Source organism: Rhodoglobus sp. G.S.23, assembly GCF_056675935.1.
This window is the reverse complement of record NZ_CM155237.1, coordinates 971,238-984,350: the sequence shown is the minus strand read 5'-3', so window position 1 is coordinate 984,350 and position 13,113 is coordinate 971,238. Positions and strand designations below refer to the sequence as shown.

The following is a 13,113-nucleotide window of genomic DNA, read 5'->3' as shown; positions in this document are numbered from 1 at the left end:
AAAGACGAGGAACGCAGCATGGATCTTCTCGATGAGCGCAGGCCGCTCTACGAAATCAAAGCGAATCTCTTCAAGGGGCTCGCGCATCCGTACCGTATTCGTGTGCTCGAAATCTTGTCGAGCACCGACGAAGCGTCGGTCACCATGATGCTCGTCGATACGGGGCTCGAAGCATCCCACCTCTCCCAACATCTTTCGGTGCTGCGCCGCTACGGCCTCGTCGTCTCCGAACGCCGCGCCAGCGTCGTTTACTACCGTCTCGCGCTCCCCCAGATCGCCGAACTACTGCGCGTAGCCCGCGTGCTCCTCAGCGAGATCCTCACCGATGCCGGCAGCCAACGCGGGCTCGTCGAAAGCCTTCCCGCGATTCCGGATGCCCGATGAAGCGCTCGTGGCGCACACTGCTCCCCAGCCTGAGCGACTACCGCGAACTGCGCACGAGCTGGCGCGGCGACCTGCTCGCCGGAGTCACCGTCGGCATCGTCGCGCTCCCCCTCGCGCTTGCCTTCGGGGTGAGCTCCGGAGTCGGCGCCGAAGCCGGACTCATCACGGCCATCGTCGCCGGCCTCGTCGCTGCCGTCTTCGGCGGCTCCAACATCCAAGTTTCCGGCCCCACCGGCGCAATGGTCGTCGTGCTCGCGCCGATCGTCGTCAGCCAAGGCGTGGAAGCGGTCGCGATCGTCACCCTGCTCGCGGGCATCATCGTCGCGATCGCCGGCGTGCTGCGGCTTGGACGCACCGTCAGCTACATCCCCTGGCCCGTCATCGAAGGCTTCACCGTTGGCATCGGCATCATCATCTTTCTGCAACAACTACCATCCGCGCTCGGCACCGAAGGCACAGACCACCCCACCAACGTCATCCTCGCCGCTGGGGCCTTCATCGCCGCCGCCGAATGGCCCGCCGCCCTCATACCCCTCGCCGTCGTCGCCACCGTGATCGCGATCATGCTGCTGCTCTCACGAATCAGCGGACGCCTGCCCGCATCATTCATCGCCATCGCGGTCGTCACGATCGCCGCTCAAGCCCTCAACCTTCCGCTGGCGACCATCGGCGAACTTCCCGCCTCGCTGCCCGCACCCTCCGTGCCCTCGTTCAACTTCGACCTCACCACCCTCATCGGGCCCGCGTTTGCCGTCGCCGCCCTCGCCGCCATCGAATCGCTACTCTCCGCCCGCGTCGCCTCGAGCATGTCCGACACTGGGCCATACAACGCCGACCGCGAACTCGTTGGCCAAGGTCTGGCATCCGTTGCCTCCAGCTTCTTTGGTGGGATGCCGGCCACCGGCGCCATTGCCCGCACCGCCGTGAACGTGCGGTCTGGCGGTCGCACTCGCCTTTCTGCTGTCGTGCATGCTCTCGCGCTGCTCGTGGTCGTGTACCTCGCCGCTCAGGTCGTCGCGGTCATCCCTCTAGCCGCGCTCTCGGGTGTCCTCATGGCCACCGCCGCCCGCATGGTCTCGCCCACCCTCATAAAAACGATGCTGCGAACCGGCAAATCTGAAGCCGCCGTCTTCGTTATCACCGGTGTGATCACCGTGAGCTTCGACCTCATCATTGCCGTCGGAATCGGCATTGCCGCCGCTGCCTTCTTCGCCCTCCGAGCGATGAGCAAAGCCAGTGGCGTTCACCGCGAAGAACTGCCCGGCTCCCCGGAACCCGGCGACGAACGCATCGCCCTCTTCCGCATCGACGGCTCGCTCTTCTTCGGAGCAGCAGAACGCCTCATCGATCGCATCAACGAACACGAAGGACTCGAAGTCGTCATCGTGCGCCTCTCACAACTGCACCTCATCGATGCCACCGGAGCGCACACCCTCACGGAGCTCATCACCGCCCTCGAAAAGCGCGGCGTGACCGTGATCATCAAAGGCATCCGCCCCGAACATCTCGATGTGCTCAGGCGGCTCGGCGTCATCCGCTCCCTACGCCACCCGAATCACCTGTTCGAAGAGCTCACGCCCGCGATCGAACACGGCCGCTCACACATTCGGCGCGCCATGCTCTCCCCGTAGGCTCGCGCCCTACTTCAGCGCCGGGGTCACCTTGGTCTTAGCCACGTCAGACACCCACAACCCACTGTCTTTCACGATGCGTTCTTGAGTGTCATAGTCGACGCGAACAATGCCGAACCGTTTTGAGTAGCCGTAGCCCCACTCGAAGTTGTCGAGCAGCGACCACACAAGGTAGCCCTGCAGATTCACCCCACGCTCGATAGCGCGATGGGCTGCAGTGAAGTGCCGGTTGAGATAGTCGACCCGCTCGGGATCATGCACCCGACCATCCGTCACCTCATCATCGAACGCGGCACCATTCTCGGTGATCATGAGGGGAAGATCAGGGAAGCGTTCGCCGAGATCGACCAACAACTCTTCGAGACCATCGGGCGCAATATTCCACCCCATCGCGGTATACGGGCCCGGCTGCTCAAGGAACTCGACATCTCTGCTGCCAGGCCACGGTGATCCGCCCATATCTTTGTGACCGTCATTGTTGCTACGCACCGTCAAGCCGTCCCACATCTTCACCGTAACGGTGGAGTAATAGTTGACGCCCAAGAAGTCGAGAGGCTGGTGGATGCTCTCCACATCGCCCGCGTGAACGAACGACCAATCGGTTACCTCACTCGTGTCAGCAATGAGGTCATCGTCGTACCGGCCAAGCAACATGGGGCTCGTGAACGCACGATTGGCGAGAGCATCGATGCGACGGGTCGCTTCGGCATCCCCGCCCCGAATCACATGGAAGTTCAGAGTCGCCGACACCTCGGGCGAATTAGTAGCGGCAGCACGGATGCGCGGAACCGCTAAACCGTGCGCCAAGTTGAGGTGGTGAACCGCGGCGAGCGCATCGGCGCCATCCATGCGGCCAGGAGCATGCGCACCCGAACCGTAGCCGAGATACGCCGAGCACCACGGCTCGTTCAGAGTTGTCCAGGTGTGTACGCGATCGCCAAGCGCTGTCGCCGCGAGTTCTGCGTAGTCCGCAAACCGCAGCGCCGTGTCACGCTCGGGCCAGCCACCCTCATCTTCAAGCTCTTGGGGAAGATCCCAGTGATACAGGGTGGCAATGGGGCGGATGCCGCGGCTCAACAATCCATCGACAAGTCTCGAGTAGAACGACACTCCCTCAGGGTTTATCGCACCGGAGCCTCCGGGCTGAAGGCGCGGCCAAGAGATCGAGAAACGGTAGGCGTCGAGTCCCATCTCCGCCATGAGATCGAGGTCAGTCTCGAAACGGTAGTAGTGATCGTCGGCGACATCGCCGGTGTCACCGTTCCACGTCTTGTCCGGTGTGTGACTAAAGGTGTCCCAAATTGATTCAGTGCGACCGCCATCACGAGCGGCACCCTCCACTTGGTAGGCCGCCGTTGCTGATCCGACAATGAAGTTCGGCGGAAACACGAGGCCACTATCGCGGTAATCAGGATTCATGGAACAACCCTAAGCCTCAGGCCCGCCAAAAAGGCAAACGTTTACACCGCAGAAGGATCGTCCAGGAGGGGCGCAAAGGCGAGTTCGGCGGCACCGATCATCAGTAGGTCTGCTCCGAGCTGCGCTGGAACGATTTTTACTCCCTCGAATGATGCCTCAAGCGCTTGCGAACCTACACGTTCAATGAGGAACTCGGGATCGGCCGAGAAAATGGATGCCAAGAAACCACCAAGCACGATGACTTCGGGATTGAGAACGTTGACAGCGTTTCGCAGCGAGGTGCCGAGCGAAAGCAATTGGCGACGCACAAGCGCACTGACTACAGGGTCGGTGGATTCGCGCAGAGCCGCATCGAAGGTTTCGGAGTCAACATTGGTCAGGCCGAGAGCGTGCACGAGATCCGCCCGGTTCACCTCCGTCTCAAGGGTCCCCTCTTCACGCGTTCCCGTTTCGGTGGCACTGTTCACCACACGCACATGACCGAACTCTCCCGCATAGCCGGCACGGCCTGTCAGCGGGAGTCCGCCGCTGATAATGCCGCCACCAATACCGCTAGCACCACCGTTGAGGTAGATCAGATCAGAAATTCCGCGACCGGCACCATAAATGTGTTCCGCGAGCGCACCAACGCTGGCATCGTTCGCGGTCCAGACGGGGTAGCCGGTTGCTGCAGCCAGAAGCTGGCTAACTGGCTCATCCCGCCATTCCAAGTGAGGTGCCCACCGCACCAAACCGTCTTCGACGCGAACCAAACCGGGAGCAGCAACACCAATGCCGACCACCCGACCGGCAGTCTCGTATCCACCTTTGAGGCTCTCGATGATGACACTTGAGATCTTCACGAACTCAGTCACCGTTGATGGCGTGTCTGTTTCATAGCGGATGCGCTTGAGTAGTGTGCCGTCGAGGCCAACTACTCCAACGGTGATGGCATCGACCTCGGGGTTGATCGCAATCGCGACGGTGCGAGCATCCGCGTTCACCATCGGCGATGGACGACCAACCTGACGCGTGGGATCAGGTTCGCTTTCGTAGGCAAGCCCCAGTTCGCTCAATTCGGCTACAAGAGCCGCGATTGTTGAGCGGTTCAGCCCGGTTTGCGATGTCAGCTGCGACCGCAATTGCGCCCCGCGATGGAGGAGGGTGAGCACGCGTGACAGATTGTGGCGCCGAGTGCGATCGCCCTTGCCACCGGTGCCGCCTGACGGCGGCAGAGAGTTACTGTTCACGGGCTGATCCACTCGGTTAGCAACGAATACGTGCGACTAAGCCTAGCGACGTCCCGCGCGACGCTTGCTCATGACATCGAAAGCGACGGCGAGCAACAGCACGAGTCCCTTGATGGCCTGCTGCCACGCGGCATCCACGGAAAGAATTGACAAGCCCATATTGAGCACGCCCATGATGAGCGCCCCAATGACAGCACCGATGACTGTTCCGACACCACCGGTCACGGCAGCACCACCGATGAAGACTGCAGCAATTGCATCGAGTTCGAAGTTTTGCCCGGCAGACGCAACTGCGCCACCGGCCCGGGCTGTTGTGACGACCCCGGCAAGTCCAGCCAGCACGCCCATGTTCACGAAGACGAAGAAGTTAATCCACGAGGTCTTCACGCCGCTCATTTGGGCGGCGAACAAGTTTCCCCCGATCGCATACACGTGACGGCCGAACACCGTTTGATTGAGCACAAAAGTGAACAGCAGGATGAGCACAGCCAGAATGATCAGGATGATCGGTGTGCCGCGGTAGGCCGACAGCTGGAACGTCAGCGCGATAATGGCGACCGCAGCGATAACATTCTTAGCCCAGAACGAGATCCCGCTCTCGACCGGCAATTCGAGGCGGCGCTGTTTTGCGCGGTTGCGCAACTGCTGACCGATGAGCAACGCCGCAGCGAGAACACCGAGCAGAATCGTGAGGATGTCGCGATCACCACGCCCCTCACCGATCGTGCCAAACAGCTCAGGCAACCAGCCGCCACCAATAGCGTTGAACTCGCTGGGAAGAGCATTGATCGTTCCACCGGTCAGAAAGACCAGGGTGAGGCCGCGGAAGAGGAGCATGCCGGCCAGCGTCACAATGAAGGCTGGGATGCCGACGAAGGCAACCCAGAACCCTTGCCACGCGCCGACAGCAGCCCCCAAGAGAAGCGCGAGGATTACAGCGCCCCACCAGGGAAGCCCCCACTGGGTCATCGAGATCGCTGAGACCGCACCGACCATGGCAACCAGCGAACCGACCGAGAGGTCGATGTGGCCGGCGATGATCACGATCACCATGCCTACAGCAAGGATGAGGACGTAGGCGTTCTGCTGGATCAGGTTGTTGATATTACCGGGCAGCAGCAGCCGGCCATCCGTAAGCACTTGGAAGAGTAGGACGATTACGGCGAGTGCCGCAAGGATGCCGTACTGCCGAAGGTCGATCTGAACTTTGGGTCGCTTGCGGGCTTTAGTGGTGTCGCTCATCGGGTTAGTCCTTTCCCGCGGTCATCAAGTGCATGAGTCGTTCTTGGGTTGCTTCGGCGCGATCGACCTCGCCAGTGATTGTGCCCTCGGAGATCGCATAGATGCGGTCACACAGCCCGAGGAGTTCCGGGAGTTCAGACGAGATCACGACGACCGCTTTGCCCTGCGATGCCAAGTCGTTGATGATTCCGTAGATCTCGTATTTGGCACCGACATCGATTCCTCGCGTCGGTTCGTCGAGGATCAGGATGTCGGGGCCAGAGAACATCCACTTGCTCAGGACAACCTTTTGCTGGTTTCCGCCAGACAGGTTTCCCGAAAGCACAGAGACATTGGGAGTCTTGATGTTCATTTGTCCGCGGTAGCCCTCTGCCACCTTGTTTTCAGAGAAGCGGTCAACGATTCCCCAGCGCGAGATTTTCGATAGCGCTGCAGCCGAAATGTTGACGGCGATGCTGCCGATCAGATTGAGGCCGAAGTGTTTGCGATCTTCGGTGGCATAGGCAATTCCGTGGCGAATTGCTTCGCTGACAGTCTTGACCGAAATCTCGGCACCCTTTTTATAGGCAGTGCCGCTGATATGGCTGCCGTAGGACCGCCCGAAGATACTCATGGCCAACTCGGTGCGGCCAGCCCCCATCAGGCCGGCAAAACCAACGATCTCTCCGGCTCGAACCGAGAATGATGCGTTCTCGACCACCTTTCGAGTCGTATCGACCGGATGATGCACCGTCCAGTTCTCCACCCGAAACAACTCTTCGCCAATCTCTGGCGTGTGCGGCGGGAACATGCTGTCGAGGTCACGCCCGACCATTGCGCGGATGATTCTGGCTTCCGAAGCATCCTGTTCATCCATCGCGAATGTCTCGATCGTCTTGCCGTCGCGAATGATCGTGACTTTGTCCGCAATGTTGCGAATCTCTTTGAGCTTGTGCGAAATGATGATGCACGTGATGCCTTGACCGCGCAGGCTGCGAATGAGATCGAGTAGATGCGCAGAGTCTTCATCGTTGAGAGCCGCCGTCGGCTCATCCAGAATCAACAGCTTGACCTTCTTGGAGAGCGCTTTGGCGATCTCCACGAGTTGCTGCTTGCCGACACCAAGTTCAAGAACCCTCGTGCTTGGCTGCTCGTCGAGACCGACGCGGGCGAGTAAGAGCGTTGCTTCGCGATTGGTCTTGGCCCAGTCGACAACGCCCCTGGTGGCGATCTCATTGCCGAGGAATATGTTTTCCGCGATAGAGAGGTAGGGACTCAACGCGAGTTCCTGATGGATGATGACGATGCCGTCGTGTTCAGAGTCATTGATCGACTTGTACGCGGTTTCGTGGTTTTCGAAGGTGATGCTGCCGTCATAGCTGCCCGCGGGGTAGACCCCACTGAGCACCTTCATAAGGGTTGATTTTCCGGCGCCGTTTTCGCCGCAAATAGCGTGAACGTGCCCGCGCTCGACCTCGAGGCTGACGCCGTCGAGTGCGCGGACTCCGCCGCTGAAGTCTTTGGTAATCGTGTTCATGCTGAGGATTGCAGTCATGATTAGCTCCGCTCGCAGTGACTTTCAGGGGACGGCAACTGCGCCGTCCCCTGATCGTCGAATCGTATTGCTTCTGACTCAGTGCGGGCTAGAGTCCTACGTCTGACGCCTTGAGGAAGCCGGAGTCAATGAGCTTGGACTGAACGTCATCCTTGACTACAACCTCAGGAGTGATGAGGAACGAAGGAACAACCTTTTCACCGTTGTCGTACGTTTCGGTGTCGTTGATCTCAGGCTCATCGCCGTTGAGGATTGCTTCGACAAATCCGAAGACAACCTTGCCGAGTTCACGGGTGTCTTTCCAGACTGTCATCGACTGCTCACCGGCGAGGATGTTGACCACGCTGGCTTTGTCACCGTCTTGACCTGTCAGCAGGGGCCAGTCGTCGCCGACCGTGTAGCCAGCGCTACGAAGTGAAGCTGCGATGCCTTGCGCCAAGCTGTCGTTCGGGGAGAGAACGACGTCGATCTTGTCTCCACCGGTGTAGAACGATGCAATGCGGTTGTCGAGCTCGGCCTGAGCCGAGTCTGACTTCCAGCCGAGGATTCCGATGCTTGCCCAGTCGTCATTGCTGGCGGGCGACTTACCGGAGGGAACAACCAACTGTCCGCTCTCGACGTAGGGAAGCAGAACATCCCAGGCACCGGAGAAGAAGAACTTCGCGTTGTTGTCGTCGGGGCTGCCGGCGAAAGGCTCGAGATTGAATGGACCTGCGCCATCAGCCAATCCGAGCTGTGCCTCGATGAATTCACCCTGGAGCTGGCCCACCTTGTAGTTGTCGAATGTTGCGTAGTAGTCAACGTCGGGCGTTCCATTAATGAGACGGTCGTAGGCGATGACGGTGATGTCTTGCGCCTTGGCGTCTGCAAGCACGGGGGCAAGCAGCTTTCCGTCAATCGCGGCGATGACAAGAACGTCGACGCCAGAAGCAATCTGGTTCTGAATCTGGCTAATCTGAGTGTCAGCCTTGTCGTCTGCATACTGAAGGTCTGCAGAGTAGCCGGCATCTTCGAGCTGAGCCTTGAGGCCCTCGCCGTCATTGATCCAGCGTTCGAGGCTTCGCGTCGGCATCGAAATTCCGACGCTGCCGAGGTTGTCGCCGCCGGCGCCTGAGCCACCGCTGCTGCAGGCAGCGAGCCCGAGTGCCATCACAGTCGCCGCTGCGACCGCAATTATCTTCTTCATTGACATCGTGTTGTCCCTTTCGAATGTGATTGCCGTACAAGAGCCGGAAGCACTGCGAGTGTTGCCGGCAGAGGGCCGAGCGTGTTCCTCGCGAAAGGGAGGGTGTCGCATCGGTTGCCCGAGGCGTGCGTTACTTCGTTGTATCGCGAGGGCTGCGCTGGGCACCCCTTTTGTTGACATTGAGAACATATATGGGTTTACGGGTTGAACGCAACATCAATTCCGAAAATCGCATAACAATTCGCTGTTAACCGCAGTAGTCGCCGAGTGTTGAGCATGCGAGCTCCACATTGACGCAATGGCTTCACCCCAGTAAGTTGTTACAAATAACTTATTGCCACAGTCGTCAACGGAGATCAAAAATGTCTACACAACCAACCCCAGCCGACAAGTTCTCCTTCGGGCTCTGGACAATCGGCTACAACGGCGCAGATCCGTTCGGCGGCCCCACCCGTGCCCCCCTCGATGTTGTGCACGCTGTCGAGAAGCTCGCCGAATTGGGCGCCTACGGCCTCACATTCCACGACGACGATCTCTTCGACTTCGGAACAACCGACGCCGAGCGCCAAAAACAGATTGACCGCCTCAAGCAGGCCCTCAGCGACACCGGGATGATCGTTCCGATGGTCACAACCAACCTCTTCAGCGCCCCCGTCTTCAAAGACGGCGGCTTCACTTCCAACGACCGCGGTGTTCGTCGCTTCGCAATGCGCAAAGCAATGCGTCAACTCGAACTCGGCGTTGAACTCGGCGCCAAAACCTTCGTCATGTGGGGCGGACGCGAAGGGGCAGAGTACGACTCCGCCAAGAACGTGCGTGCCGCGCTCGAGCGCTACCGCGAAGCCCTCAACCTCTTTGGCGACTACGTCACAGAAAAGGGCTACGACATCCGCTTCGCTATCGAGCCCAAGCCCAACGAGCCACGCGGCGACATCTTGCTGCCCACAGTTGGTCACGCGATGGCCTTCATCGAAACCCTCGAGCGCCCAGAACTGTTCGGAGTGAACCCCGAAGTTGGGCACGAGCAAATGGCTGGATTGAACTTTACGTCGGGCATCGCCCAGGCGCTTTACCAAGACAAGCTCTTCCACATCGATCTCAACGGCCAACGCGGAATCAAGTACGACCAAGACCTCGTCTTCGGCCACGGCGACCTCCACAACGCGTTCTCGCTCGTCGACCTGCTCGAAAACGGTGGGCCAAACGGTGGCCAGAGCTACACCGGTCCCCGCCACTTCGACTACAAGCCGAGCCGTACCGAAGATGAAACCGGTGTGTGGGATTCCGCAGCAGCCAACATGCGAACCTACCTGTTACTCAAGGAGCGTGCCGCGGCATTCCGCGCCGACCCTGACGTTCAAGAAGCACTGGTCGCAGCGCGCGTCTTCGAGCTCTCGGAGAACACTCTCGGCGAGAATGAAAGCTATGACGACCTGCTCGCCGACCGCGCATCGTACGAAGACTTCGACACCGATGCCTACTTCAATGGCAAAGGCTTCGGCTTTGTGCGCCTTCAGCAGCTGGCGACCGAACACCTCATGGGTGCCCGCTAAATGACGCTCGTCGCGGGGGTTGACTCGTCAACCCAGTCCTGCAAAATTGTGATCGTGGATGCCCTGACCGGAGCGCTCGTCCGCTCCGGTCGCGCGTCTCACCCCGCAGGCACCGAAGTTGATCCCGAATATTGGTGGTCGGCCCTCCGCGACGCAATTTCGGATGCCGGAGGCCTCGAGGACGTCTCCGCGATTTCGGTCGGTGGACAGCAGCATGGCATGGTCGTTCTGGATGCCGCCGGCCGCGTCATCCGCCCCGCCCTGCTGTGGAATGACACTCGCTCTGCTGCTGCCGCCAACACCCTCAGTTCGGAGTTCCCCGATCTTACCGAGCGCACAGGCTCCGCGCCGGTCGCATCGTTCACGTCAACGAAACTGCGCTGGTTGCGCGATAACGAGCCGGAGAATGCCGCTCGTGTTGCGGCGGTCTGCTTACCCCACGATTGGCTAACCTGGCGCTTGCGCGGTTTCGGCCCCGAGAATGCCGACCTGACCCAACTGACCACTGACCGATCAGATGCCAGCGGAACGGGCTATTTCAGCTCGGTGACGAACGAGTACGACGACGAGGTGCTCACCGCTGCCCTTGGTCGCGGCATGGCAGCCGATGGGGTGGTACTGCCCCGCGTCATTGCCCCAGGTGAGCCTGCTGGAACCGTGGCAGGAACTGCGACCCAGATTGCGTGCGGAGCTGGCGACAATGCCGCGGCCGCACTGGGGCTTGGCGCACGCGCCGGGGATGTCGTCGTCTCCATCGGCACGAGCGGCACAGTTTTCGCCGTTGCCGAGACTCAGGTGCCTGACGCCTCCGGCACAGTGGCCGGATTCGCGGACGCCAGCGGAAACTTCCTTCCCCTCGTCGCGACGATGAATGCGGCCAGAGTGCTTGACAGCACGGCGGCTCTCCTTGGCGTCGATCACCACGAACTCGGCGCACTCGCGCTCGTAGCTGAAGCCGGTTCTGGCGGTCTCGTTCTGCAGCCCTATTTCGAAGGCGAACGAACCCCTAACCTTCCGGATGCCACGGCAACCCTGTTCGGCATGACTCTCGCGTCAACGACCCGCCCGTCACTCGCGCGCGCCGCCATCGAGGGCCTGCTGTGTGGTCTCGCTGATGGTCTCGACGCTCTCCGCACCCAAGGAGTCTCAGCTCACCGCATCCTGCTCATCGGTGGTGCTGCCCAAAATCCTGCCGTGTCGACAATTGCGTCTCAAGTTTTCGTCGTGCCTGTCGTTGTCCCCGAGCCTGGTGAATACGTCGCGCTCGGCGCTGCAGCGCAGGCCGCGTGGGTGCTGACCGGGGCTCGACCAGACTGGAAGATTGCGACAGTGGCGGAACCGGCATCCGATTATCGCCCGGTGATTCGCGAGCAGTACGCCCGCTACTCGGTCTGAGCCGGGCCACTTTCGTGCGCGCCGAGAAGTGCACCAAGTAACTTCTCGAGTTGGCGTCTCTCGGCAGGAGTGAGCGACTCGAGCAGGCGTTCTTCGTTCTCGATGTGATCGGCGAGCGCAGCTTCGATGACTTCCGCGCCGCGCTCAGTGAGAGCCACGCATACTGCGCGGCGGTTCTCGGGGTCGATTTCGCGCGAGATGAACTCTTTTGCGACGAGTCGATCCAGTCGATTGGTGATGGCCCCTGAAGTGACCATGGCGCTGTCGGAGAGGGCTCCGGCGGTGAGTCCGCGGGGTCCAGCATCGGAGCGCAATAGCGTGGCAAGGATGTCAAACTCCCCCGGCTGCAAGCCGTGCGTCGCAAACACGTCGCTCTGCGCTCGCTCGAGCAGGCGCGTTACTCGGGAGAGGCGCCCAAGGACGCCCATCGCTGAGACGTCGAGCTCTGGTCGCACGTGTGCCCATTGGGCGAGGATGCGATCGACGCTGTCTGCCATGAGCTTCCCTAATCCCTCAACGTTGAACTGTTTGACGGATTCAGCATAACTCTCTATATTGTTTAACGTTCAACTATTTAGCATTGAGGAATTATGACGCAGCTACGCGACACCATGGTCACCGCGATCGCACCAATTGCCTGGGGCACCACGTACATCGTGACTACACAGCTGCTGCCCGATGGCCATCCGCTATTTGCCTCACTCGTGCGCGCCTTACCCGCGGGTCTCATAGCGCTCGCCCTCGCGCGACAATTGCCCAGCGGCGCGTGGTGGTGGAAGTCGCTCGTGCTCGGCATCCTCAATATCGGCGCCTTCTTCCCCCTCCTCTTCATCGCTGCATATCGCCTACCCGGCGGCGTCGCCGCCACCCTCGGTGCCGCCCAACCACTGATCGTCGCTGTACTTATCGTCGTGATTTTGCGCCAGAGTGCACCCTGGCGACTCGTCATCTGGGGCATCGTTGGCGCGCTCGGCGTGGCACTGATTGTGCTGCGAGCAACGGCGCAACTCGACACTCTCGGGCTTGTCGCCGGACTCGCGGGCACGGCATCCATGGCAGTCGGCGTAATCTTGTCGAAGCACTGGGGAAAGCCACCCGAGGTGTCGGCCCTCGGATATGCAGGCTGGCTTTTGACCGCCGGCGGAGTGTTCCTATTGCCGATCACCATCATCAGCGAAGGAATACCGGCAGCCCTGGATGGGCCAGCAATAGCTGGCTATGCGTGGCTCGGCATCGTCGGCGGCCTCGTAGCGTACACACTCTGGTTTCGGGGAATACGCCTCGTGCCGCTGACCTCAGTGGCAGTGCTCGGATTGCTCTCGCCGTTAACGGCAGCAGCACTCGGCACGCTTCTTCTCGGAGAACGCTTCAGCCCCCTGCAACTAATCGGCTTTGCGCTTGCCTTGGCCGCGATTGTCGGAGCTCAGATTCCCTCCCGGTCCGCTCGAGTCGCTCGACCAGCTCCAGAACGTACCCCGATGTACCCCGATTCTTCTCGCTAAATTGGTCTAGAAATAGGGCGAATTCTAAGCAACGGCCC

General features: G+C 60.4%; 11 protein-coding genes. 5 read left to right on the top strand and 6 right to left on the bottom strand.

Going from position 1 to position 13,113, the window contains the following annotated elements:
* Positions 1-18 precede the first annotated feature (18 nt).
* On the top strand, positions 19-384 hold the full coding sequence (locus tag AC1ENN_RS04705; RefSeq protein ID WP_449648536.1) for an ArsR/SmtB family transcription factor: 366 nt from the start codon (positions 19-21) through the stop codon (positions 382-384).
* Positions 381-2,015, top strand: coding sequence for a SulP family inorganic anion transporter (locus AC1ENN_RS04700; RefSeq protein WP_449648537.1), 1,635 nt, complete (start codon positions 381-383; stop codon positions 2,013-2,015). Before AC1ENN_RS04705 ends, AC1ENN_RS04700 begins: the two co-directional genes overlap by 4 nt.
* 9 nt (positions 2,016-2,024) lie before the next feature.
* Here the strand turns inward: AC1ENN_RS04700 and AC1ENN_RS04695 are convergent, their stop codons facing one another.
* From AC1ENN_RS04695 to chvE, 5 genes are all read right to left on the bottom strand, one after another.
* Positions 2,025-3,434 carry a GH1 family beta-glucosidase gene (locus tag AC1ENN_RS04695; RefSeq protein WP_480406781.1) on the bottom strand — a complete coding sequence of 470 codons (1,410 nt, stop codon included), beginning with the start codon at positions 3,432-3,434 and terminating at the stop codon, positions 2,025-2,027.
* A 41-nt stretch (positions 3,435-3,475) separates the two neighbouring features.
* Positions 3,476-4,663, bottom strand: coding sequence for an ROK family protein (locus tag AC1ENN_RS04690; RefSeq protein WP_480406780.1), 1,188 nt, complete (start codon positions 4,661-4,663; stop codon positions 3,476-3,478).
* Positions 4,664-4,705: 42 nt separating this feature from the next.
* A complete protein-coding gene (gene mmsB, locus AC1ENN_RS04685) occupies positions 4,706-5,905 on the bottom strand; it encodes a multiple monosaccharide ABC transporter permease (RefSeq protein WP_449648540.1) in 1,200 nt (399 codons plus the stop codon).
* 4 nt (positions 5,906-5,909) lie between these two features.
* Positions 5,910-7,439 (bottom strand): multiple monosaccharide ABC transporter ATP-binding protein, encoded by a 1,530-nt coding sequence (gene mmsA, locus AC1ENN_RS04680; protein WP_449648541.1) that lies wholly within the window; start codon positions 7,437-7,439, stop codon positions 5,910-5,912.
* Positions 7,440-7,527: 88 nt separating this feature from the next.
* Positions 7,528-8,631, bottom strand: coding sequence for a multiple monosaccharide ABC transporter substrate-binding protein (gene chvE / locus AC1ENN_RS04675; RefSeq protein WP_449648542.1), 1,104 nt, complete (start codon positions 8,629-8,631; stop codon positions 7,528-7,530).
* A gap of 356 nt (positions 8,632-8,987) precedes the next feature.
* Here chvE and xylA point away from each other — a divergent pair, with 356 nt between their 5' ends.
* Both xylA and xylB read left to right on the top strand, forming a co-directional pair.
* Positions 8,988-10,178 (top strand): xylose isomerase, encoded by a 1,191-nt coding sequence (xylA, locus tag AC1ENN_RS04670; protein WP_449648543.1) that lies wholly within the window; start codon positions 8,988-8,990, stop codon positions 10,176-10,178.
* The gene (gene xylB, locus AC1ENN_RS04665) at positions 10,179-11,573 is read left to right on the top strand and encodes a xylulokinase (RefSeq protein ID WP_449648544.1); all 1,395 of its coding nucleotides are present in this window, start codon (positions 10,179-10,181) and stop codon (positions 11,571-11,573) included.
* Here the strand turns inward: xylB and AC1ENN_RS04660 are convergent.
* Complete coding sequence (locus AC1ENN_RS04660; protein WP_449648545.1) at positions 11,561-12,070, bottom strand: MarR family winged helix-turn-helix transcriptional regulator; 510 nt, start codon at positions 12,068-12,070, stop codon at positions 11,561-11,563. The genes xylB and AC1ENN_RS04660 overlap by 13 nt on opposite strands.
* A gap of 93 nt (positions 12,071-12,163) precedes the next feature.
* Here AC1ENN_RS04660 and AC1ENN_RS04655 point away from each other — a divergent pair, with 93 nt between their 5' ends.
* Positions 12,164-13,075, top strand: a complete 912-nt coding sequence (locus AC1ENN_RS04655) for an EamA family transporter (RefSeq protein ID WP_449648546.1) — start codon at positions 12,164-12,166, stop codon at positions 13,073-13,075.
* Positions 13,076-13,113 lie beyond the last annotated feature (38 nt).